Origin of the sequence: Mycolicibacter sinensis (assembly GCF_001673565.1) — a bacterium.
Lineage (GTDB): Bacteria > Actinomycetota > Actinomycetes > Mycobacteriales > Mycobacteriaceae > Mycobacterium > Mycobacterium sinense_C.
Genome location: NZ_LZMF01000132.1, coordinates 46,092 through 68,972, shown reverse-complemented (window position 1 = coordinate 68,972; position 22,881 = coordinate 46,092). Strand labels below are relative to the sequence as shown.

22 protein-coding genes and 1 pseudogene are annotated in these 22,881 nt (G+C 70.6%); 10 read left to right on the top strand and 13 right to left on the bottom strand.

All coding sequences use genetic code 11. The features are described 5' to 3' along the window. A pseudogene (locus tag A5648_RS24150) lies at positions 1–940 on the bottom strand (hypothetical protein); the annotation flags it as partial. 121 nt (positions 941–1,061) lie between these two features. Between A5648_RS24150 and A5648_RS19045 the strand changes: the two are divergent. Together A5648_RS19045 and A5648_RS19040 are read left to right on the top strand one after the other, a co-directional pair. Further along, positions 1,062–2,543 (top strand): hypothetical protein, encoded by a 1,482-nt coding sequence (locus A5648_RS19045; RefSeq protein WP_082966590.1) that lies wholly within the window; start codon positions 1,062–1,064, stop codon positions 2,541–2,543. Positions 2,544–2,627: 84 nt separating this feature from the next. Further along, the gene (locus A5648_RS19040) at positions 2,628–3,362 is read left to right on the top strand and encodes a cutinase family protein (protein WP_275080652.1); all 735 of its coding nucleotides are present in this window, start codon (positions 2,628–2,630) and stop codon (positions 3,360–3,362) included. 5 nt (positions 3,363–3,367) lie between these two features. On the opposite strand, the gene A5648_RS19035 is transcribed toward A5648_RS19040, so the two are convergent. After that, on the bottom strand, positions 3,368–4,144 hold the full coding sequence (locus A5648_RS19035; protein WP_065026037.1) for an S-methyl-5'-thioadenosine phosphorylase: 777 nt from the start codon (positions 4,142–4,144) through the stop codon (positions 3,368–3,370). Positions 4,145–4,177: 33 nt separating this feature from the next. Here A5648_RS19035 and A5648_RS19030 point away from each other — a divergent pair, with 33 nt between their 5' ends. Further along, on the top strand, positions 4,178–5,056 hold the full coding sequence (locus A5648_RS19030; RefSeq protein WP_065026036.1) for a 1,4-dihydroxy-2-naphthoate polyprenyltransferase: 879 nt from the start codon (positions 4,178–4,180) through the stop codon (positions 5,054–5,056). 228 nt (positions 5,057–5,284) lie between these two features. On the opposite strand, the gene A5648_RS19025 is transcribed toward A5648_RS19030, so the two are convergent. Beyond that, positions 5,285–5,560 carry a DUF4229 domain-containing protein gene (locus A5648_RS19025; protein WP_065026035.1) on the bottom strand — a complete coding sequence of 92 codons (276 nt, stop codon included), beginning with the start codon at positions 5,558–5,560 and terminating at the stop codon, positions 5,285–5,287. Positions 5,561–5,657: 97 nt separating this feature from the next. Here A5648_RS19025 and A5648_RS23525 point away from each other — a divergent pair, with 97 nt between their 5' ends. Next, on the top strand, positions 5,658–5,807 hold the full coding sequence (locus A5648_RS23525) for a hypothetical protein (protein WP_109470852.1): 150 nt from the start codon (positions 5,658–5,660) through the stop codon (positions 5,805–5,807). Positions 5,808–5,826: 19 nt separating this feature from the next. On the opposite strand, the gene A5648_RS19020 is transcribed toward A5648_RS23525, so the two are convergent. From A5648_RS19020 to hemL, 7 genes are all read right to left on the bottom strand, one after another. Then, positions 5,827–7,164 carry an AAA family ATPase gene (locus tag A5648_RS19020; protein WP_428844356.1) on the bottom strand — a complete coding sequence of 446 codons (1,338 nt, stop codon included), beginning with the start codon at positions 7,162–7,164 and terminating at the stop codon, positions 5,827–5,829. A gap of 87 nt (positions 7,165–7,251) precedes the next feature. Beyond that, a complete protein-coding gene (ccsB, locus tag A5648_RS19015; RefSeq protein WP_065026033.1) occupies positions 7,252–8,229 on the bottom strand; it encodes a c-type cytochrome biogenesis protein CcsB in 978 nt (325 codons plus the stop codon). Next, positions 8,230–9,849 (bottom strand): cytochrome c biogenesis protein ResB, encoded by a 1,620-nt coding sequence (resB, locus tag A5648_RS19010; protein ID WP_207511767.1) that lies wholly within the window; start codon positions 9,847–9,849, stop codon positions 8,230–8,232. After that, entirely contained in the window at positions 9,849–10,625 is a 777-nt protein-coding gene (locus A5648_RS19005) for a cytochrome c biogenesis CcdA family protein (protein WP_065026032.1), read from the bottom strand. Before A5648_RS19005 ends, resB begins: the two co-directional genes overlap by 1 nt. Then, positions 10,622–11,212, bottom strand: coding sequence for a TlpA disulfide reductase family protein (locus A5648_RS19000; RefSeq protein WP_065026031.1), 591 nt, complete (start codon positions 11,210–11,212; stop codon positions 10,622–10,624). The genes A5648_RS19005 and A5648_RS19000 overlap by 4 nt, the downstream gene beginning before the upstream one ends. Positions 11,213–11,214: 2 nt before the next feature. Next, positions 11,215–11,823 carry a histidine phosphatase family protein gene (locus A5648_RS18995; protein WP_065026030.1) on the bottom strand — a complete coding sequence of 203 codons (609 nt, stop codon included), beginning with the start codon at positions 11,821–11,823 and terminating at the stop codon, positions 11,215–11,217. Further along, the gene (hemL, locus tag A5648_RS18990; protein ID WP_065026029.1) at positions 11,823–13,145 is read right to left on the bottom strand and encodes a glutamate-1-semialdehyde 2,1-aminomutase; all 1,323 of its coding nucleotides are present in this window, start codon (positions 13,143–13,145) and stop codon (positions 11,823–11,825) included. The genes A5648_RS18995 and hemL overlap by 1 nt, the downstream gene beginning before the upstream one ends. A 95-nt stretch (positions 13,146–13,240) precedes the next feature. Between hemL and A5648_RS18985 the strand changes: the two genes are divergently transcribed. Further along, positions 13,241–13,624: a nitroreductase family deazaflavin-dependent oxidoreductase gene (locus tag A5648_RS18985; protein ID WP_065026046.1), complete on the top strand. Its 384-nt coding sequence runs from the start codon at positions 13,241–13,243 to the stop codon at positions 13,622–13,624. A 52-nt stretch (positions 13,625–13,676) separates the two neighbouring features. On the opposite strand, the gene A5648_RS24955 is transcribed toward A5648_RS18985, so the two are convergent. Next, on the bottom strand, positions 13,677–15,233 hold the full coding sequence (locus A5648_RS24955) for a PGRS repeat-containing protein (RefSeq protein WP_165607373.1): 1,557 nt from the start codon (positions 15,231–15,233) through the stop codon (positions 13,677–13,679). A gap of 128 nt (positions 15,234–15,361) precedes the next feature. On the opposite strand from A5648_RS24955, the gene A5648_RS18975 reads away from it, so the two are divergent. Then, positions 15,362–16,603, top strand: coding sequence for a JmjC domain-containing protein (locus A5648_RS18975; protein WP_082966588.1), 1,242 nt, complete (start codon positions 15,362–15,364; stop codon positions 16,601–16,603). Between the two features lie 104 nt (positions 16,604–16,707). Beyond that, entirely contained in the window at positions 16,708–18,108 is a 1,401-nt protein-coding gene (locus tag A5648_RS18970) for a PPE domain-containing protein (protein ID WP_065026028.1), read from the top strand. Between the two features lie 19 nt (positions 18,109–18,127). Here the strand turns inward: A5648_RS18970 and A5648_RS18965 are convergent, their stop codons facing one another. After that, a complete protein-coding gene (locus tag A5648_RS18965) occupies positions 18,128–19,531 on the bottom strand; it encodes a PPE domain-containing protein (RefSeq protein WP_065026027.1) in 1,404 nt (467 codons plus the stop codon). A gap of 165 nt (positions 19,532–19,696) precedes the next feature. Here A5648_RS18965 and A5648_RS18960 point away from each other — a divergent pair, with 165 nt between their 5' ends. From A5648_RS18960 to A5648_RS18950, 3 genes are read left to right on the top strand one after another with little or no spacing between them, the layout of a single operon-like run. Continuing rightward, positions 19,697–20,740 (top strand): ABC transporter permease, encoded by a 1,044-nt coding sequence (locus A5648_RS18960; protein ID WP_065026026.1) that lies wholly within the window; start codon positions 19,697–19,699, stop codon positions 20,738–20,740. Beyond that, the gene (locus tag A5648_RS18955) at positions 20,741–21,727 is read left to right on the top strand and encodes an ATP-binding cassette domain-containing protein (RefSeq protein WP_065026025.1); all 987 of its coding nucleotides are present in this window, start codon (positions 20,741–20,743) and stop codon (positions 21,725–21,727) included. Positions 21,728–21,775: 48 nt separating this feature from the next. Next, positions 21,776–22,594 carry an alpha/beta hydrolase gene (locus tag A5648_RS18950; protein WP_065026043.1) on the top strand — a complete coding sequence of 273 codons (819 nt, stop codon included), beginning with the start codon at positions 21,776–21,778 and terminating at the stop codon, positions 22,592–22,594. Positions 22,595–22,599: 5 nt separating this feature from the next. Here A5648_RS18950 and A5648_RS24140 read toward each other — a convergent pair whose 3' ends face one another. Then, entirely contained in the window at positions 22,600–22,878 is a 279-nt protein-coding gene (locus tag A5648_RS24140) for a hypothetical protein (protein ID WP_342707278.1), read from the bottom strand. Positions 22,879–22,881: the final 3 nt, after the last annotated feature.

Here is a 22,881-nt window from a genome sequence, read left to right as displayed (position 1 = left end):
CAGGCGGCAGCACCGGGGCAACGACCGGCGGTGGCGAAACCGCAGCCGGGGGCGTCGGAACCACCGGCGCCACAACGGGGTTCGGAATCGGAACTTGAGGAGCAGGCACCGACACCGGTTTCGGAGCCGGCAGCGCGGGCATGAAGTTGCCCGGCACCGGTTGGGGCTGCAGCGGTTCCGCCAGCACCGGTGGCTGCACCTGGGTGGCCGCGGCGGTCGGGCGGATACCGATCGTGACCGCGACCGCCAGGGCCGCGCACCCGGCCACGAGGATGCCGCCGACCGTGCTGCCCACCAGAAGTGCGCGACCCACCGGTGGCGGCGCGACGTCGAACTCGTCGATGGCGGTTGTCTCGGCGTCCTCGTCGTAGTCGTAGTCATCTTCGGCGTACTCCACCGGCAGCAACTCGGAGTCGTCGTCGGTGAGGGAGTACGCCAGCTGCTGTTCGGGCTCTGCGCTGTCCACCGGCGCTACCGCGGCGGTGGCCGCTGCGTCCGCGGCGTCGAGGTCGGGCAGCGCGGCCGCCGCCATGGTCGGCTCAGCGACAGCCGCCGCCGGTGCGGCCATCGTCGCCTCCCCGCCGGGGGCCGGCAGCATGGACGTCTCGCCGTCCTCGCCCGAAACGTTGCGCGCCAACGCCACTGCCGAACGCGCATGGGACTGCTCGGAGACGTTCTCGACTCCGGCTTGGTCGAGGGCCCGGCGAAGATCGGCCAGCAATTCCGGGTCCGGCCAGCACAGCCGCGTGGCGGCCAGCCGATGGCCTTCGTCGGCCAACATCCGGTGCGTTCCGGTCACCGTCTCGGCCAGCGTTCCGACCGGATCCTGGGTCAGATCGAGCATCGACTCGTCAAGCACGGCGTCGCCGTAGGCATCCGATTCCACCAGCGCCAGGCGGGCCAGCGCGCCGGTGACCGAGACGCCCAGCGCGACATCCATCTGCGGGACTCCTTCCGCCCGACACTTCGATCAGCCAGTTTAGCCGCGCGAACCGACAGCGCAGCGGCGCCGATCTTCGCTGATCAGCGGTGCCCGGCCGGCGCGCGGTTATGGTGAGCAGGTGATCGCCGAGTCGACCAGGCGCTGGAACATCGGCCGTGACGTGACCGCCGTGGTGCTGCTCTGCGTCGCGCCGGCGTTGCCCTGGAGCCTGTACTTCGGGGCCGGAATCCCCGGCAGCGACACCAGGTTGCTGGCGGTGCTGGCCGCCGCAACGGTGCTCGCGCTGGGGTCGGTCGCCGTGACCTATGTCGGCCCCTGGGCGCTGCTCGGCGCGCACCCCAACCCGGCTTTGGCCGGACAGCTGCGCCGGTTGCTCAGTGCGCCGTACCTGTTGCTGGTACTGGGTGTCGTGATCGCCGACGTGGTGCAGACCATCCGATACGGCGGCAGCGCGAAGCCGCCCGGCGGTGTGGGTCCCGGCGCGTGGCTGGGGGTCACCGGCGCATTGCTCGCCGGGCAACCGGTGCTGGCCGGGCCGGTCCGATTCTGGAGACGCGGGGCCCGTGTTCTGGGCTCCGCCGCGATCGCCGGCGCCGCCTTGAGTGTGCTGTTCAACCTGTACTGGCGGGTGCGCTACGCCCTGCCCGGCTCGCACTCGGCGGGCGACTTCGGTACGCAGCACGTCGGAATCATCGTGACCGCTCTGGTGTACGGGCTGGTGGCGTGGATCGCAGTGCTTACCGCATCGCGCTGGATTCTGCGGCGCGACAAGGCATCCCAGCTCGGTGTGGTGATGCTCGGCGGCGCCACCCTGCTTGCCGGCGTCCTGGTGTGGGCGCTGCCCGTGGGCCGGATCATCGACGGCTTTCACGGTATCGCGCAGAACACCTCCACCGCCGGCGTCGGGTTCGAGGGCTATCTGGTGTGGGTGGCCGCGGCGGCGATCTTCGCGGTGGCCGCGGTGCGCGACGTATCGGCGACAACCTGGCTGGGCGCGACCCGGAATACGTTGCTGCTCATCATCGTCTGGTGCCTGGGGTCGGCGTTGATGCGCGTCAACGACCTCGCGGTCGCGGCCGCTCTGGATCTGCCGCGTTCGCCCTACGACAGCGCGGCGATGGCATCTTTCGACGTGGTGACCGCGGTGGTGGCGATCTGGCTGCGGATCAACCTGGGCAATCGGTCGCTTCCGGCGGCCGCGCTGTGGTCGGTGGCCGCGGTCCTGTTCGGGTTCACGATCGCCCGCCTCGTGGTGGGCATCGGGCTGGCGCCGCGGCTGGCGGACTGGCAACGGGCCGAGGCCTTGGCGAACCCCGTCTACGGGAACGGGCTCGCCCAGCAGATCACCAGCACCTTCGACGTGGTGCTGTGCGTGCTGGCGCTGTGCGCCCTGGGCGTCGCGATCATCGCCGGCCGCCTGGCCCTGCCCGCCGACGACCGCCCCAAACCCGGTGGTCGCGGCGCACCGCACATCTTCCGGTCGGAGAACTCGACGGCGCCCTCAGCCGCCGGCGGTCCGAAGATCTACCGGGGAGCCGACGATCCGGTCGGCGCCGGCACGTCAGCACCAGGGCGTTTATCGAACACCGAGCCCGGGTAGCCGTCACTGCGCTTTAGCTCCTGCACGTGCAGGGCACCGGGGGATCAGCCCCGGTCGGGCGGACGATACGAATGAGGGTCCACGATGTACGTCACTGCATTGATCGCGATGAAGGCCCGTCCCCTCGCCCGGTATCTGGGCGCCGTGCTGGTGATCAGCGGCGCCGCACTGGTAGCCCCGGGTGTCGCGTCGGTCTCGGCGGAGCCGTGTCCGGACGTGGAAGTGGTGTTCGCCCGCGGCACCGGCGAACCACCCGGCGTCGGGGGCTTCGGCCAAGCCTTCGTCGACGCGCTACGCGGCCGGGTCGGTGAACGATCGCTGGAGGTGTATCCGGTCAACTACGCCGCCAGCAGCGACTTCGGCGGCGGCGTCGACTTCGCCCGCACCGTCGTCGACGGGATCCGGGATGCCGCCACCCACATCGAGGGCACCGCCGCGAACTGCCCCAGGACCCGGATCGTGCTCGGTGGTTTCTCGCAGGGCGCGGCGCTGGCCGGCTACACCACCTCGGCCGAGATCCCCAAGGAAGTGCCCGCCGACTACCGCTCCTACATCCCGCAGCCGATGCCGGCGTCGGTGGCCAACCACGTCGCCGCGGTGGTCTTGTTCGGCACGCCATCGGCGGAGTTCTTGGCGCCCAACGGTGCACCGCCGATCCGGATCGGCCCGCTGTATCAGCCCAAGACCTTGCAGCTGTGCGCCGACGGCGACACCATCTGCAACGGCGCAACGGCCGGCGGGCCGCCGTTCGCGCACGCGACGTACGGCGCCAACGGGATGACGGAGCAGGGCGCCGAGTTCGCGGCCGCGCACCTCTGAGCGCGCTAAGGCAGCTCGAACGGCAATTCGACGCCCTCGTGCGCCAGACAGTGCGTGCAGCTGCGCTCGTCGTCGAGCCGCTCGATACCTTGGTGCACCAGCTTTTTGAACGGTTCGATGTTCTTCTGGAATTCAGCGAACACGTCGACGGTCTTCACGCCACTGCCGACATCGACACCGGCGTCCAGGTCGGTCACCAACGCTAGTGCGGCGTAACACATTTCCAGCTCGCGAGCCAGCACCGCCTCGGGATAGCCGGTCATGTTGATCAGGCGGAAACCCGCGGCGGCAAACCACTGGCTTTCGGCGCGGGTGGAGAACCGCGGCCCCTGGATCACCACCATGGTGGCGCCGTCGACGACGTCGGGCAGGCCGACCATCGCCCTCCGCAGCGTCGGGCAGTACGGGTCGGCGAATTCGACGTGCACGCCGCCGTCGTCGAAGTAGGTGTCGGCACGGCCCCAGGTACGGTCCACCAGTTGATCGGGCACCACCACCGAGCCGGGTGGCAGCTCGGGTGTCAGGCTGCCGACCGCGCACGGGGCCAGGATGCGCCGTACCCCCAGCGCCCGCAGGGCCCACAGGTTCGCCCGGTAGGGCACGGTGTGCGCGGAGTACTCGTGTCGTTCGCCGTGGCGCGGCAGGAACGCGACCTCGTGGCCGCCGACGGTGCCGACGGTGATCTCCGCACTGGGCGTGCCGTAGGGGGTGTCGCAGGGCACGCGGCGCGCGTCGTCCCCGAAGAACGAATAGAAGCCGCTACCGCCGATCACGCCCAGCAACTCGTGCTCCTCCCGCGTGCAAAGATCGTGCCCATGTCCCAAAAGGCCAGCTTTGCACAGTGGATCGAAGGTGCGCGTCCCCGGACCCTGCCCAACGCGATCGCCCCGGTGATCGCCGGAACCGGCGCGGCGGCCTGGCTGGGTGCTGCGGTGTGGTGGAAGGCGCTGCTGGCGCTGACCGTCGCGGTCGCATTGATCATCGGGGTGAACTTCGCCAACGACTACTCCGATGGCATCCGCGGCACCGACGACGACCGGACCGGCCCGTTGCGGCTGGTGGGCTCACGGCTGGCCGCCCCGCGCGCGGTGCTGGCCGCGGCGATCACCGCGCTGTCGGTGGGGGCGCTGGCCGGTTTGGCGCTGGCCCTGGTCAGCTCCCCCTGGCTGCTGGCGGTGGGCGCGGCCTGTATCGCCGGGGCGTGGCTGTACACCGGCGGGTCGCGCCCGTACGGCTACGCCGGCCTCGGCGAGGTGGCGGTGTTCGTGTTCTTCGGCCTGGTCGCGGTGCTGGGCACCCAGTACACCCAGGCGCTGCGGGTGGACTGGGTCGGGGCGGCGCTGGCCGTCGGTGTCGGGTCGCTGTCCTCGGCGGTGCTGGTGGCCAACAATCTGCGCGACATCGCCACCGACAAGCCGGCCGGCAAGATCACCCTGGCGGTGCGGCTCGGCGACGCCCGTACCCGGGTGCTGTTTCAGCTGCTGCTGGCGCTGGCCGCGGTTCTGACGCTGGCGCTGATGCGGGCCACCCCGTGGTGCGCGGCCGGGTTCATCGCCACCCCGCTGGCACTGCGGGCGATGGCACCGGTGCGCTCGGGTCAGGGCGGCGTGGCGTTGATTCCGGTGCTGCGCGACACCGGGCTGGCGATGCTGGTGTGGGCGATCGCGGAGGCGGTGGCGCTGGGGCTGGCGTGACTTGGCCAGATCCCACGGGCCCCAGGAGCCCCAGCTCCGGAGGATGCACATCTTCTCGAATTGGATATCGCGGGCGCTATCAACGCTGAGTGAACCGCTCGGTAATAGCGCAAACGCAATCGTTTTGAGAAACATCCCATCCCCGCGCTCACGGTGCGCAAGTGACCGGCGTGACGCATGACGAAAAAAGGGGCAGCGTGGGCGGGCGGCTCCGGCCGGGCGGCTCAGTCACTCCCCGCGCAGCCGAGCCTGCAACTGTTCGCGGTCGAGCCGGCGCTGCTCGCCGGCCTCGGCCAGGCTGGCGGTGGCGCGCCGGCGCAGCGGAGTGAAGATCCAGATGCCCAACGGCAGCGCGATGATCAACGCCAAGAGCACCGCAACCACTGGCGGGAAGTCGCTGAGCCCGATCAGCCGCCCCAGCCCGTAGATCACCGCGCTCAGCACCGCCACCAGCGCCAGGCGCGCCGCCGTGTACACCATCACATCGACTACCGCACGGCCCATCCGGCCTCGACCCGCTGTCACGCTCACCAAGCCTACTGTCGGCTCCCGGGGGCTCCGGCGGCGCTAACGGTATATTCGGCGCCAGGAGGTGTCGCGAGTGCTCTACCTGCTCCTCGTCCTGACTCTAGGGACACTGATTTACCTCGGTCTGCGCGCCAGCCGCGCGCGGCCGAAGACGCGCGTCATCGGGCCGGACGACGACCCGGACTTCCTGTGGCAGCTCAGCCACGGCGACAACCAGCCGTAGGACGGCAGGCGCCCCGGCTCTAGACGAAGTGCTGGTTGAACCGGTCGTCGCCCGGGAAGGCTTCGGCGACGATGGCCGCCAGCTCGACGAGCGCCTCTTTGGTCTCCCGCTTCAGACGCATCAGATCGATCTCGGCGCCCTCCTCCAGGTGCGGGTCGAACGGCACCAGTCGCACCGCGCGGCACCGCCGGGAGAAGTGGTCGACCACCTTCTGCATGTCGACCTTGCCGCCCCGCGGCCGCACCGCGTTGATGACCGCGATCGAATTGCGCACCAGCTCCTCGTGGCCGTGTGCGTCCAGCCAGTCCAGCGTCGCCGAGGCGCTGCGGGCGCCGTCGACCGACCCGGAGCTCACCACGATCATGGTGTCGGCCTTGGCCAGCACCGCCGACATGGCCGAGTGCATCAGGCCGGTGCCGCAGTCGGTCAGGACCAGGCTGTAGAACCGCTCCAGCACCTGCAGCGTGCGGGCGTAGTCCTCGGCGCTGAACGCCTCCGACACCGCCGGGTCGCTCTCCGAGGCCAACACCTCCAGCCGGCTGGGCCCCTGGTTGGTGTAGCTGCGGACGTCGCTGTAGCGCTGAATGCCGTCGGCGTCGCGCAGCAGGTGACGCACCGTCGCCGGGGTCTCCATCGGCACCTTCTGGCTCAGCGTGCCCCGGTCGGGGTTGGCGTCCACGGCCACCACCCGGTCGCCGCGGATGGACGCGAAGGTGGCCCCCAGCGTCGCGGTGATGGTGGTCTTGCCGACGCCGCCCTTCAGGGACAGCACCGCGATCCGGTGACAGCCCTGCAGCGGCCGGTTGACCTGCACCACCAGGTCGTTGTAGCGGGCGGTGCGCGGGCTCTCCCCGACGTTGATCAGCTGGCCGGAGGCCACGTAGAGCAGCCGGCGCCAGCCGGACGTGGGCGGCGGCTTGACCTGCCGCAGCAGTGACGTGGTGGACAGGTCTGAGAAGGGTGCGATGGGTTCTGCGGGGCGATACGGGGCGCTGCCGCCGCTCGGGGCGTTACCCGGACCGCCGTAGTAGACCGGCGCCGGGTTCTCCATCGGCTGCGGCACCCAGGTCGCCGGGCCGGGGTTCCACTGCTGCTGGTGGGCCTGGGTCTCGGCGGGCGCCGGCCACGGGTCCAGCGGTTCGGAGAACCGGCGTTCGGTGCGGAACCCGCCGAAAGACCGGGTCTCGCCGCCCTCTGTGCCCTCGCCCTGCCGGCTGAACTCCCCGGTGTCCGGGTTGCCCGCAGCAGCGTCGTCGGCCCCGGCGACCTGCTGATACGGCCGGAACTGGGTGGTCGGATGATCGGTCACGTCGTGGCCCTGGGTGGCATCACCCGGTGCATGGTCAGACACTGATATCTCCCCCATCACGGTGGTTGGGTCGAGTCGGTGGACGTCTGTAAGCGCAGGGTAGCGCAGGCGCTTTAAGCGTATCTGTCAGCAGCGTTAGCCGACTCCGGCATAGGAGTGCAGGCCCACGGTCACCAAATTGACGAAAAACAGGTTGAAGATCATCGCCACGAACCCCGCGACGTTGATCCAGGCCGCCTTGTAGTCGCGCCACCCGGCCGTCGACCTGGCATGTAGGTAGGCGGCGTAGATGACCCAGGCGACGAACGACACCGTCTCCTTGGGGTCCCAGCCCCAGTAGCGGCCCCACGCACCTTCGGCCCAGATTGCGCCGAAGATCACTCCGAAGCCGAACACCGGGAAGGCGAAAATCGTCGTCCGGTAAGCGATGCGGTCCAGGGTTTGCGCGTCCGGCAACCGGCGGGCCATTCGGGCCAGCGCGCCCGGGGTCTCGGGGTCGCTCAGCCGTGAGCACCGCACCAAAAACAGGATGCTGGCCACGCCTGCCACCAGGAACACCCCCGAGCCGATGCTGACCACCGAGACGTGGATCGGGAGCCAGTAGGACTGCAGCGCCGGCATCACCGGGGCGGCGGTGGCATAAAGCCAGCGCTCCGAGACCGTCAGCAGGATCAGCACCGGCAGCAGCACGAACACCCACAGGCTGCGGTGTTGCGGACGGCGCAGCGCGACAGCGGCAGCCACCAGCCCGGAGAAGCAGGTCAGGTTGATGAACTCGTACATGTTGCCCCACGGCGGGCGCAGGGTGGCCGCGCCGCGGAACACGATGCAGGCCAGCAGCAAGGCGATGCCCAGGTAGACCAGGGCCAGCCCGGCGCGGCCCACCCGCTCCCCGAACGGCCGCCGCGCCGCGGGCGCCACCACCCCGGGAGTGGCGCTGTCGGCGGTCACATTCCCGGCGGCCACCAGCTCGGCCTCGGCGGGGGTCCGGGCGCGGCTGTAGGCCAGCTCGACGGCCAGCAGCAGCAGCGCGATGACCAGGACGATCAGCGCCGAGGTGAAGGCCCAGTCGGAGTAGCGGGCCAGCCCGACGTCGATGTGGGTGGTGTTCATCTAGCTCTCCTTGCCGAACAGCCGCGTGCTCAATCGCTCGAATTCGTCACCCCAGCCGGAGTTGTCGGTTCGGGCCAGCCCGCCCAGCTCGACGTTCACCGTACCGGCCTGTCCCGCCGGGGAGATCCGGATCCAGATCCGGCGCCGGCGCACCGCCAGCGACACCACCAGCCCGGCCATCATCGTCATCGCGAACACCAGCACCCACACCGCGGCCGGGTCATGGGAGACCTGGATGTTGATGAACGGCACGGCGCCGTCGAAGCGCACGCGGGTGCCGTCGTCGAGGCGGATCTCCTCGCCGGGCTTGAGGTTGGACCGGGCCACCTTGGTCATCCGGCCCTGATGGATCAGCCGGGAATCCAGCGTGAACAGCCCCTGCGGGCGGCCGGTGTCCAGGCCGGTGTCACCGCGGTAGACATCGACCGCCACCGCCGGGTCGCGCAGTGCCGGGAACGCCGACGACAGCAGCCCGTCGTCGAGCTCCGCGGTAGGGGCGAACAGGCCCTGGATCCCGATCTGGTGCTTGCGGCGTTCGCGGGCGTCGGGATAAGTGCCGGCCGGCGGGTCGATGCGCACCGCACCCGACGACAACAGGGTCAGCGGGTCGTCGGGGCGGAACTGCACGGTCTGGGTGCGGGTCTGCCCGTCCGGGAAGATCACCGTGAAGGTGGGGGCGTAGCCGTGCCCCTGCAGGTAGGCCCGGACGCCGCCCACCCGCAGCGGATGGTTGACCTCCAGCAGGTACGGGCGCCACCGGTCGGCGCGCAGGTCCTCGCCGACCTGGTAGTCAATGTGCGCGGTGAACGAGGTGGCCAGCCCGGAGACCAGATAGTTGGCCTCGAAGTCGTTGACCCGGATGCACATCGGGTGCAGCCGGGTGCCGTCGACGGTGGTGCCGGCGCGGAACGAGTCGAACGCGGCCGGGGATGCCGAGCAGAACCCGGGCCCGCCGTCGGCGATGACCATCACGTTGCCCTCGTAGCCGAACAGCCGGCCGACCGCGACGGAGGCCAGCAGGCCCAGCAGCGCGAAATGGAAGACCAGGTTGCCGAATTCGCGCAGATAGCCCTTCTCCGCGGAGATTTCGACGGTGCCGTCCTGCGTGCGGCTGATCCGCCGCCAGCCCCGCAGCCGCCCGGCCAGCTGGGCACCGAGTTCGTCGACATCGCCGGCCAGTTGCGTCTCGGCGTGTTTGGGCAGCCGGGCCAGATTGCGCGGCGCGGCGACCGGGCTGGCGCGCAGATTGCGCAGGTGCTCAAGGGTCCGCGGGGTCAGGCAGCCGATCAGCGAGATGCACAGCAGCACGTAGATGGCGGTGAACCAGAAACTGGAGAAGACGTCGAACGCCTCCAGCCGGTTCAGCCACGGCCCGAGCACCGGGTGCAGCGCCAGGTACTCGTCGACCTTGGCGGCGTTGAGGTTGCGTTGCGGCAGCAGTGCCCCGGGGATCGCCGCCAGCGCGAGCAGGAACAGCAGCACCAGCGCGGTGCCCATCGACGTCAACGCCCGCCAGGTGTTGCGGCCCCGGGCAGCCACCCCGCCGAGCAGACGCGAAAGCCCCCCAGAGCGGCCCGTTTTGGGGGCTTTCACGTCTGCTCGCGGTTTGGAAGTGACCATCAGATCGGCAGCCTGACGTCGGAGACCAGCCCGTCGCGCACCGCGGCCACGAAGTGGCCCCACACGCCGGTGATCAACGCCAATCCGACCGCGATCAGCAGCACCCCGCCGGCGATCTGAATGGCCCGGGTGTGCCGGCGCAGCCAGCCCAGCCCGGCTACCGCACTGGCCGAACCGAACGCCAGCGCCACGAACGGAATGCCCAGTCCCAGGCAGTAGGCGATCACCAGCACCACCCCGCGGGCCACGCCGGCGCCGTCGGTGGCCGAGGCGACCGCGATCACCCCGGTCAGCGTCGGCCCCAGGCACGGGGTCCAGCCCAGCGCGAACACCGCGCCCAGCAGTGGCGCCCCCAGCACCGTCGACAGTTGTTGCGGGGTGAATCGCAGTGAGCGCTGCAGCGCCGGGACGAAGCCGATGAACACCAGTCCCATCAGAATCGTCACCGCGCCGCCGACCCGCTCCAGCAGCACCTGATTGCGGATCAAGGTGGTGGTCATGCCCAGCACGGCGACCGAGCCGAGCAGGAACACCGCGGTGAATCCGGCCACGAACAGGGCCGCCGACCCCGCCACCCGCCACCTCGCCGACGGCGGCGGCCGGAGTGCGCCCTCGGGCCGTTCATCGATGCCGACCACCGCCGCCAGATACGACAGGTAGCCCGGCACCAGCGGCACCACGCACGGCGAGGCGAACGACACCAGCCCGGCCAGCGCCGACACCGCGACGGCCAGCAGCAGCGGGCCGGTGGTGGCGGTGGCGGTGAGGCTGCTCACTGCGGCGCCTCGGCGGTCAGCCGCTGCAGCACCGGCTGCAGGTCTTCGGCGAGCACCTCACGCAGGAACACCGCGGCCACCCGGTGCTGCCGGTCGAGCACCATGGTCGCCGGGATGACCGACGACGGATACCGGCCGCCGAAGGCGATCATGGTGCGCATCGCCGGGTCATAGATCGACGGATAGGTCACCCCGCGGTCTTTGATGAAGTCGCGGGACGCCTGCGGCTCGGGGTCCCGGACGTCGATGCCCAGAAACGCCACCCCGTCGGCGCGGGTGTCTTCGTAGACCTGTTGCAGCTGGCTGATTTCGGTGCGGCACGGCCCGCACCACTGTCCCCAGACGTTGATCACGACGACTTGTCCGCCGAAGTCGTCGACGCCGATGGTGCGCTGCGAGTCCATCAGGTCGGGCCCGGAGATCGGGCCGGGCCGGCCGCGCGCCTCCGGCGGGTCGTAGAAGATGTCGGTCTTGCCGCCGGGTGAGACGAACTCGAAGGTGCCGCCGTGGGTCACCGCGTCGTCGCCGACCGAGCAGCCCGAGATCAGGGCGGCCGCCACCGCCCCGGCGATCAGCACCGCCCGCATCGTCAGCCGCCGGACGGAACGCGGTAGTCGACGTCGACCAGCCGATCACCGTCAAAGATCAGCGTGGTCACCGAACCCACGTCGCACTGCCGCCGACGCGGGTCGTGCCAGAGTCTCTTGCCGCTCAGGTGCTGCCGCACCGTCCACACCGGCAACTGGTGGCTGACACACACCACCTCGTGGCCGGCCGCACGCGACCGGGCCTTGTCCACCGCGGTGGCCATCCGGGCGGCGATCTCGGCATAAGGTTCGCCCCAGGTCGGGGTGAGCGGATTGCGCAGGTGCCACCAGTACCGCGGGTTGCGCCACGCGCCGTCGCCCGGCGAAACCGGCTTGCCCTCAAAAATATTGGTCGACTCGATCAGGTCTTCGTCGGTGTCGACCGGCAGCCCGTGACGGGCGGCGATCGGCGCGGCGGTCTCCTGAGCGCGCTGCAGCGGCGAGGCGATCACCGCGACGATGTCGGCACCGGCCAGCATGTCGGCGGCGGCAATCGCCTGGGCCCGGCCGGTCTCGGAGAGCCGGAAGCCCGGGATCCGGCCGTAGAGAATGCGGTCCGGGTTGTGGACCTCGCCGTGGCGGATCAGGTGTACGCGGGTTTCTTCGGCCATCAGGGTTTCGGCTCCGGGGTTGCGTCGCGGGCCGCTTCGGCTGCCCTGGGCAGCGCGGCCGCGATCCGTTCGAAGGCGTCATCGGACAGTGCCGCCGAGACGAACCAGGCCTCGAAGGCGCTGCACGGCAGGTAGACGCCGGCGTCCAGCAGGGCGTGGAAGAACGGCGGGAAGCGCCAGGTGTCACTTGCGCGTGCGGCGGCGAAGTCGGTGACCGGTTCCTCGGCGAAGAACACGCTGAACATGTTGCCGGCCCGCGGAATCTGGTGCGCCACACCGGCACCGGTCAACGCCTCGGTCAGCAGTGCGGTCAGCCGGTCGGCGTTTTTGTCCAGCGCGGCGTAGACCTCGGCGTCGGCGGCGCGCAACGTGGCCAGCCCGGCGGCGACCGCGACCGGGTTTCCCGACAGCGTGCCCGCCTGATACACCGGCCCCAGCGGCGCCAGCCGATCCATCACCTCGGCCCGGCCGCCGAAGGCCGCAGCGGGCAACCCACCGCTGATCACCTTGCCGAAGGTGAACAGGTCGGCCTCGACGGGATCGACGCCGTACCAACCGCTTTCGGTGACCCGGAAGCCGGTCATCACCTCATCGATGATCAGCAACGCCCCGTGCTCGGCGGTGATCTCCCGCAGTGCGGCATTGAAGCCGGGCGCCGGCGGCACCACGCCCATGTTGCCGGGGCTGGCCTCGGTGATGACGGCGGCGATCTGGTCACCGAATTCGGCGAACGCCGCGCGGACGGCGTTGACGTCGTTGTAGGGCAACACGATGGTGTCGGCGGCGGTGGCGCCGGTGACCCCGGGCGAAGACGGCAGCGCCAGGGTGGCCACCCCGGAGCCGGCGTCGGCGAGCAGCGCGTCGACGTGACCGTGGTAGCAGCCGGAGAACTTGACCACCTTGGCCCGGCCGGTGAAGCCGCGGGCCAGCCGCAGCGCACTCATGGTGGCCTCGGTGCCGGAGTTGACCAACCGGACCTTGCCCACCGCGGGCACCCGGCGAATGATCTCAGCCGCCAGCTCGGTCTCGGTGCGCGTCGGCGCCCCGAACGACAGGCCGGAACCGGCGGCGGCGCGAACCGCCTCGACCACCGCCGGGTGGGCGTGGCCGAGGATCATCGGGCCCCAGGAGCAGACCAGGTCCACATACCGGTGGCCGTCGGCGTCGGTGAGCCAGCAGCCCTGGGCCTCGGTGATGAACGGCGGCGTGCCGCCGACCGAGGCGAACGCGCGGGCCGGCGAGTTCACCCCGCCGGGAATCACCGCGCAGGCCTCGGCGAACAGCCGCTCCGATGCCGCAAGGAGACGATCCGCATTAGCCACGACGACCAGTGTCCCAGCTCCTGCAGCTCAGCCGACTACAGGGTGTAGTTGTTCAGGGGTTGAGGTGGCTGCGCACTCGGAGTTGGATGGCGACCATGCAACTACCGCAACGTCTGGCCCGGTTCAACCGGCACGTCACCAACCCGATCCAGCGCATGTGGGCCGGCTGGGCGCCGTCCTTCGGAATCCTCGAGCATGTGGGCCGGCGCTCCGGCAAGCCCTACCGCACCCCGCTCACGGTGTTCAGCACCGACAACGGGGTGGCCATCATGCTGACCTATGGCCCGGACCGGGACTGGCTGAAGAACATCACCGCCGCCGGTACCGCCAAGGTGCGCCGGCACGGCAAAACATTCACGGTCACCCAACCTCGGGTGGTGAGCCGAGAAGAGGCCGCGGCGCACGTCACCGGATTCGGTCGCCGCGCGTTCGGGCGGCTGCCCTTCGAGCAGGCGGTGCTGCTCACCAGGGCGGGCTGAGCAGTGCAGTTCTGCGTGGCGCACACCCTGCTGCTGGACCGCGCCGGCTGACCTAGCCCGTCTCGGTGCCGGGGTTGCCAGGCTGACCGGGGTTGCCGTCCGGGTTTCCGGCCCCGCCGGCTCCGGCCGCGCCGGCCTTTCCGGCTTGGACACCATTGCCGCCGTCACCGCCGTCGCCACCCGGTCCGCCCGGACCGACCGAGCCACCGGCGGCCGCCGCACCGCCGGCACCACCGGTACCTCCGGCACCACCGGCCACCGCGGCGGCCCCGTCTCCGGCGTTGCCACCGTTGCCACCCATCCCGCCAACGCCGCCATCGGGATGCGCCGCCGTACCCGCACCACCCGCACCACCGGTGCCACCCTTGCCGCCGCCGCCGCTCTCACCGCTGCCCGGGTGACCGACCATGCCCTGGCCGCCGTTGCCGCCGTCGCCGCCGTTTCCGGCGGTGCCGGCCCACGATCCCGCCGCGCCGCCGTTGCCCCCGGCGCCGGCCACCCGGCCGTGGCTGGGGACGCCGCCGTAGCCGCCTGAGCCGCCGTCACCGCCACGACCACCATTGCCACCGTTGCCGTCGGAACCGGCCAGCGCGTCGCCGCCGTTACCGCCCGGGGCGCTGAAGCCGCCGGGCCCGGCGTTGCCCATGAACACCAGGTCGCCGGCGTTACCGGCCGCTCCGCCATCCCCGCCGTTACCGCCGCTCGGGTGGTCGGCGGTGCCGGCCCCGCCGTTGCCGCCGTACCCGCCGGAGCCGCCCGGACCGCCGAAGCCGGCCACCCCGTTTCCGCCGTCCCCGGCGTTGCCGCCGTGGCCGCCGTCGCCACCGCCGTTGCCCCAGCCGCCGTCGCCGCCGTCGCCACCACGCCCACCGGCACCGAACAGCGAGATGGCGTCGCCGCCGAGTCCGCCGTCACCGCCGTTGCCCGCGGTGCCGGAAATGCTGTCCAGTCCGTCGCCGCCCCAGCCGCCTTCGCCGCCGTTGCCCAGCAGCCAGCCCCCGGTGCCGCCGTCACCGCCGGCGGCTCCGGAACCGCCGTCACCGCCCCAGCCGCCGTTGCCGACCATCAAGGCGTTACCGCCGTGGCCGCCGACCACACCCGCAGCGATGTTCTCATCACTGCCCGCGCCGTAGCCGTTGCCGCCGTCGCCGAACAGCCAGCCGCCGTCACCGCCGTCGGGGTGATCCACGGTGCCGTCGACACCGTGACAGATCAGGCCGCAGGCACCGTCGAATGCGAAGAGCGGGTTGATGATCGGATCGATCAGGGCGCCCGGGCCCATGATCCACAAGTTGCCCAGATCGTGGATGGTGGCGTAAAGCTGGTTCTGGATCAACCCGGCGAAGACGACCTCGACCACCGACGTCCAGGTGTAGAGATCGGTGCCCACCTGGGACAGATCCAAGGTGTCCGCCGCCGCCGGACCCGGGTCGGCCGCAGCGAAGGCGTCCATCAGCCCATCGAGGGAGAACAGCTCATCGAAGTCGGCGCGCGCCGGCGCGGCGGTCAGTGGGCTGAGCCCGAGCGCCAGGAACGTGCCTACCGACGTGGCCGCGCCGACGGCACGAGAGGGGCGAGGGTTCTGGTTCACAGCGCGACGACCGGGCATCCACCGAACTTATCCAGCCGGGTACGGATTCCACAACTACGGATATTCGAAGCGGCATTGTTGGGCAGGTGCGGATCAACGGATCGATAGCCGCCGCAGATACCAAGGGGCGTGACACTGGACGCCGGGTGTATTTTGTGCCGGTGTCAGCCGGTGGTGGCTTCTCAGGCCCGGGGTCCCCGCTTGCCTGGTTGCTGGCACCGGTGACGGTGCAGACTTTCCTCGATGAACTGTGGGGCGCCGCGCCGCATCACATCGCCCGAGACAGCGCCGACTACTTCGACCTGCTGGCCGGCCCGTCGTCGGCCGAACAGCTCCTGGCCGCGCTGCGCACCGAGCCGTCCGCGGTGCGATTGGTGCGCGGGGCCGATCATCTGCAGCCGCAGGACTACACCCTCGCCGACGGCACCCTGGACCTGGCCCGGGTTCACGCCGAGATGGCCGGCGGCTACACGGTCATCTGCAACAACATAGAGAAGTACCTGCGCCCGATGTCGACGCTGACCCACGCGGTCGAGGTGGAGCTGAACTTCCCGACGCACGTCAACGCCTACCTCACCCCGCCGGCCTCGACGGGATTCCTGCCGCACTATGACCACCACGACGTGCTGGTGCTGCAGATCCAGGGCAGCAAGAGCTGGTACTTCTACGGCGACCATCCGGTGCCACCGCACCTGATGCAGCAGATGCATGAGGTCGACCCGGCCGGGCTGCCGGAGCCGACCAGCCTGAATTTGGCCGCCGGGGACACTTTGTATCTGCCCCGGGGCCGGGTGCATTCGGCTGAGACGACATCGCAGGCATCGGTGCATCTGACCGTGGGCATTCACGTGCCGACGGTGCTCACCCTGCTGACCCACACGCTGCACATGCTGAGCCTGGGCGACGATGCGGTGCACACCCGTTTGCCCGCAAGGCATTTGGACGACCCGCAGGTGCGCGCCGGCCTGGGCACCTTGATCCGGGACGGGCTGGCCGCCATCGCGGCTCCCGAGGCGCTGGCCGAAGGCCTTGGCGCCATGCAGGATTTCCTGCTGCGGCGCGCCCGCTGCCCGGTCGTCGGACAGGTCTCCGACACCGTCGGCCTCGACACCGACACGGTGGTGCACAAGCAGCAGCCGCTGTACTCCCGGGTGACCACGACCGCCGAGGGCGTCGGCCTGCAGTTCGCCCAGTTGATCGTCAGCGCCCGTCCGGACCATGAAGCGGCGATGCGGTTTCTCTCGGAGCGCACCGACCCGTTCCGCATCGGCGAACTGCCCGGGCTGACGGACGCCCAGCAGGTGGAGCTGGCGCGGAGTCTGATCATGAGTGGATTCCTGGTGCGGCCGACCACCTGGACCACCCAAGCCGCACCGGCGATTCCATAAATGCGGCGATTACCGGGTGCAAAATCCGTATTCCCAGCAGACATCCAGTTATTATTCTTGATTTGAGGATAGGATCTAGGCGTTCGCAACGGGGAAAGGTGACCATGACGGCACCAATCTGGATGGCGTCGCCACCGGAGGTGTACTCGGCGCTGCTGAGCAGCGGTCCGGGTGCCGGGCCACTGCTGGCGGCCGCCGGCATGTGGGACGCGTTGAGCACCGAATACACCGCGGTGGCGCAGGAGCTGTCCACGATGCTTGCGGCGGTGCAGGCCGGCTCGTGGCAGGGACCGAGCGCGGAATCCTATGTGGCCGCGAACGTTCCGTACCTGACCTGGCTGGCCAAAGCCGGCGCCGACGCGATGGCATTGGCGGTCCGGCACCAGAGCGCCGCCACGGCCTACACCTCCGCGCTGGCGACGATGCCGACCCTGGCCGAACTGGCCGCCAACCACGCCGTGCACGCGGTGCTGCAGGCTACGAACTTCTTCGGGGTCAACACCATTCCGATCGCGCTCAACGAGGCCGACTACGCCCGGATGTGGGTGCAGGCGGCCAGCACGATGTCGACGTATCAGGCGGTGGCCGGTGCGGCCGTGGCGTCCTCCCCGGCTGCGACAACGGCGCCCACGGTGCTCAACCCCGACACCCCCGTCCATCGCGACCACCAGCACCGGCCGAACCAGCAGCAGACCCAGGACTTCGGCAACATCTACCAGGAGAGCTGGTGGACCACCCGGATCGCCGAGATCAACGAGGCCATTCAGGCCGATCTTTCCAGCAACAATCCGCTGACCAGCCTGATCAGTGACCCGGTGCTGATGACGATCGCCCCGCATTACGCCGGTGAGATCGTCCTGGGGATGGCGCCGACCGTGACGGCGCTGACCGAGACGATGCTCGGCCTGGTCGCACCGGCGTCGCCGCTGGCCGGCCTCGCCGCGGTCGCCGGGCTGGCCGGCATCAACGTTCCGGCCGCACCGGCGCTGCCGGCCCCCAGCCCGCCGGTGCCCGCCGCGTCCGCTGCTGCGCCGACGTCGCTGGCCGCCCCGCCGGCCCCGGCCTCGGCCACTCCCCCGGCGATGGCTCCGCCGACACTGGCCCCGGCCGCCACGGCTGCCGGCGGCGTCCCGGTGATGCCGCCCCCGATCACCGGAGCGGAAGCCGCAGTCTTCCCGTACCTGGTCGGTAGCGGCCCGACCTATGGGGCAGCCACCCCGATGCGCCTCGCCGCACCAGCGGCGGCCCAGCGCTCCCCCGCGCCTGCCGCCGCCGCGGTCACCGCGCCCACCGAGCGTCAGGCCCGCCGGCGACGGCACCGTCAGGGGCTGAGGGACCCCGGCAACCGCTACGAATACCTCGACTCGGCGAGCGGCGCGGGACAGCTGGGTTTCACCGGCACCGTGCACCAGGAAACCGGTTCTGCGGTAACGGGTTTGACGACTCTGACCGACAGTGCCCCGATGCTGCCGCACACCTGGGAGAGCCCCGAAGGCTCGGGCTGATCCAGATACCCCGACCGTCTCAGTGGCCCAGCAGCCGCATCTTCTGCTCGTTGTACTCGTCGTTGGTGATCAAACCGCGATCGCGCAGCTCGGCGAATTCGCGGATCTCCGCGGCGATTCCCATCATCGACGGCCCGGGGGTGCCGTCGCCGTCGGCCTCACCGGCCGGCGAATCCGCAGCCGAGCCGGCGGTCCGTTGCGGCGTGGGGACGTTCGCCGGAGCCGGCGCGGCGTCGGCGCGGCCGCGGCTGACCGAGCCGGCCAGCGCGCTGCCGCCCATGCCGGCCAGCGCCATCTGGCTGAACGCGCTTCCGGCGCCGGCGAGCGAGGCCGCCGGTGCGCCGCCGACGCCCGGTCCGGCCAGCGGCGTCGTGTAAGACAGCGTGCGGACCTCCGGGGCATTGGCGGCCCAGTTGATCGGCACCGACAGGTTCCCGGCGCTGATCGCCTCGCCCCTGGCCGCGGACGTCACCGACGACACCGATGACGCCGACGAGAGCGCGTCCCCGATGAAGCCACTCGGCCGCGACGGGGTCAACGGCGAGAACAGATCGATGTTGTGCAGGATCTCGTATTCCACCATCTGCAATTGATCCTGCTCGGCGAGGATCTCCCGGGTGCTGGCGTCCGCCGCCGTCCAGGCGCCGGCCGATAGTGCGATGCCGGCCGACGACGCGCCCAGGGAAATCGCCGCGATCAGGTTCAGTCCGATCAGGTCGGGTAACGCCGGGGTCTCCTGGGCCACTCCCGCCGCCGCCACCCCCGCCTGCAGCGCAGCGCTCTGCGGCGACCCGAAGATTCCCGAGGCCAACTGGCCCAGCAGCGACTGGATGTTCGACGACGACGCGTCCAGCCCCGCCGTGCCGGTCGCGGCGGTCTGACTGAGCGGCCCGGCCGGATTGCTGGTCTGCGGGGGCTGCTGGAATGGTGCCAGCCCGGTCGCGGTCGCCGACGCCGCGGCGTAGGCGTACATCGCGGCGGCGTCCTGTGCCCACATCTGGGCGTACTCGGCCTCGTTGGCGGCGATCGCCGCGGTGTTGGTGCCCAGCACGTTGGTGGCGACCAACAGCATCAGCTGGGCCCGGTTGGCGGCCACCACCGTGGGTGGCACCGTCGCACTGAACGCCGCCTCGTAAGCCGCGGCCGCCGCGTTGGCCTGCGCCGCCGTCTGGTCGACCTGCGCCGCGGTGGCGGCCATCCAGGTCGCGTACCGCGCGGCGGACTGCGTCAGCGCCACCGACGCCGGCCCCAGCCAGGCTTGGCCGGTCAGCTCGGCGATCACGGTCTCATAGGAAGTGACCGTCGAGTGCAGTTCGGCGGCCAAGCCGCTCCAGGCGGCGGCCGCCGCCCGCATCGGTGTGGAGCCCGGGCCGGTGTAGATCCGCAGCGAATTGACCTCCGGCGGCAGGGCAGCGTAATTCATTCACTGACCCCCTCCCTGGGCACCGCCGACGGAAACCGTCGTGTGTGTATTTCTATCCGAAAATCGCCCCCGTGGCCTACGATTCCGGTTTTGCGGGGCAGGGTCCGGCTCAGCTGCCGAGATGGCGGTCACAGCCGCATGCTGCGATAACATGCGCGCGTGCGGATGCTGATCACTGCGTTGCGCGACCTGCAGTGGCGGCTGCGCCGGTTCATCGTCGCCGCCGTGGGCACCGCGATGGTGTTCGCGCTGACTCTGGTGCTGGCCGGGCTGACCCACGGCTTCCGGGTCGAGGCGGAGCACGTGGTCGATTCGTTGGGCATCGACAGCTATCTGATCCAGACGGCCGCCGTCGGTCCGTTCATGGGCTCGTCGCGGTTCCCGCAGAAGGAGGCGGGCGACGTCGCCGGCATCTCCGGTGTCGAAGCGGCACTGCCGGTGGTTTACGGCAACACCATCCTGCAGGACGGCGAGTCGCCGCTGAACGTGAACATCTACGGCGTCCCCAAGGAGGCAATGCCGCCGATCATTTCGGGGCGGGCACCGACCGAGCCCAACGAGGTCGCGATGTCCACGACGCTGAAGCGTGCCATCGGCGACGACGTCGAAATGGGGGCGGACAAGCTACGGATCGTCGGCCTGGTGGAGAAGTCGACGACGCTGGCCGGGCAACCCAATGGCTTCCTGACCGTCGCGGGAGCGCAGCGCCTGATGTTCTCCGCGCAGCCGGTGGCCTCGGCGATCGGCTTGCGGGGCACCCCGGCGAAGGTGCCCGAGGGCTACCGGGTGGTGGACCGGGCCGCCGCCGTCGACGACATGGTGCGCCCGCTGGCCGGGGCGCAGATGGCGCTGTCGTACATGTCGGTGCTGCTGTGGGGCGTCGCCGCGCTGATCGTGGGCTCGCTGATCTATCTGTCGGCCCTGGAGCGCACCCGCGACTTCGCGGTGTTCAAGGCGCTGGGGGTGACCACCTGGATGGTGTTGGCCGGGCTGGCGCTGCAGTCGGTGATCGTGACGATGGCCGCGGCGGTGCTCGGCGGGATGCTGGCGGTGGCGATCGGGCCGGCGTTTCCGATGCTGGTGGCCGTGACGTCGTCGTCGTTCTCGCTGCTGATGCTGACCGCGGTCGGCATCGGCCTGCTGGCCAGCCTGGCGGGCCTGCGCCACGCGGTGGCCGTCGACCCGGTGCTGGCGTTCGGGGGGCCGTAAATGGGTGACCTGCGGATCAGCGATCTGGTCATCGAATACGCGACCGGCGGCGGGGAACCGATTCGCCCCATCAATGGCCTGAGCCTGGAGATTCCGGCGGGATCGCTGGTGGTCGTGCTCGGGCCCAGCGGGTGTGGGAAGACCACGCTGCTGTCGTGCCTGGGCGGCATCCTGAGTCCGACCAGCGGTGAGATCCGGTTCGGCGCCACCGAGGTCACCACGCTGAACCGCCGCGAGATCACCTCCTACCGGCGCCGCACCGTCGGCATCGTCTTCCAGGCGTTCAACCTGGTGCCGAGCCTGACCGCCCTGGAGAACGTGATGGTGCCGCTGTGGGCGGCCGACTGGACGCAGTGGTCTGCCCAGGAACGCGCCCGCGATCTGCTCACCCGGGTCGGCCTGGCCGACCGGATCGACCACCGGCCCGGCCAGCTCAGCGGCGGCCAGCAGCAGCGGGTGGCGGTGGCCCGAGCCCTGGCCCTGGACCCGCCGCTGATCCTGGCCGACGAACCCACCGCGCAGCTGGACTACGTCCGCGCCGACGAAGTCGTGCAGCTGCTGCGGGTGCTCGCCGCCGGTGACCGCGTCGTGGTGGTGGCCACCCACGACACCCGGATCGTGCCGCTGGCCGACATCGTCATCCAGCTCTCGCCGACCGCGGCGCCCGCCCCGGCACGCGCCCAGCAGGCCCCGGTCCGGCTGGGGCCCGGCGCGGTGCTGCTGGAACAGGGCACCGTGGAGGATCTGATCTACGTCGTCACCGAGGGCGAGGTGGAGATCGCACCGCAGTCGTCCGATGCCGGCGGGGGTCTGCTCAAGATCGGCAAGCCGGACAACTATGCCGGGCAGCTCGGCCCGATGGTTCGTATCCCCCGCTCGGCGACCGTCCGCGCGCCCCGCGAGGCGACGGTGGTGAGCTACACCGTGGAGGCGTTTCGCGAGCAGTTCGGTCACCCGCCGGCTCCGGACGCCCCTGCATCAACGTGACCGTTCCTGCGGCGTGCCTGTCCAATCGTGGTGCGCGGTCACGAGATGATGCCTGTCATGGCTGATCTGACCCGCCGGGCTGCATTGCGCCTCGGGGTCGGTGCCGCGGGCCTGTTCGGCTCGGGTACGTGGGTCTCGGGTCAGGCGCGAGCCACCGGGAATGCCTACCCCACCCGGGAGTCCGGGTCGTTCGTGTCCGCGGCCCGCGGCGGGGTGGAGACCAACTGGATCATCGCCCGGCCGCCGGGGCAGACCGCGCCGCTGCGGCCGGTGATCGCGCTGCACTGCAAGGACGGCGACGCCGCCTGGGTGATGGATCTCGGGGTCGAGGAGGAGCTGGCGAAGCTGACCGCCTCGGGCCGGCCCCCGTTCGCGGTGGTGGCCGTCGACGGCGGCAACTCCTACTGGCGACCGCACAGCAACGGCCAGGATTCCGGGGCGATGGTGCTCAATGAGCTGGTCCCGATGCTGGCCGACAAGGGCATCGACACCTCGCGGATCGGGTTCATGGGCTGGTCGATGGGTGGTTACGGCGCGATGCTGCTGGGCACCCGGCTGGGCCCGGCCCGCACCGCCGGCATCTGCGCGATCAGCCCGGCGATCTACATGACCTACTTTGGCGCGCCCGCCGGGGCGTTCGACAGCGTCGACGACTGGCGGACGAACTCGGTTTTCAGCCTGGCGCCGCGGCTGGCCCCGATCCCGCTGCGGGTCGACTGTGGCACGTCGGACAGCTTCTACTACGCGACCAACCACTTCGTCGGCCAGTTGAATCCGCGGCCGGCCGGCGGGTTCACGCAGGGCGGCCACGACGTGACCTACTGGCGGGGACAGCTGCCGGCCGAATTGGCCTGGCTGGGTTCCTGATTTACCTAGGGCTGGTTCATCGGGTTCGCCGGGTTCATCGGGCTGTCGATGTTCGCCGGGTTGTCGATGTTCATCGGGCTGTCGATGTTGGCCGGGTTGTCCGGGTTCAGCGGGCTGCTGATGTTGGCCGGGTTGGTCAGGCTGTCGGGTCCGTACGGGCCGGCGTTGCAGGCCGCGCTGGCGTTGGCGATGCAGTCGCTGGGGCTGAACGGGTCGGGGTTGGCCGGGTCCGCTCCGGCCGGTCCGGCCAGTGCCAGGGCACATGCGGCGGCAGCAACAGCCACTGA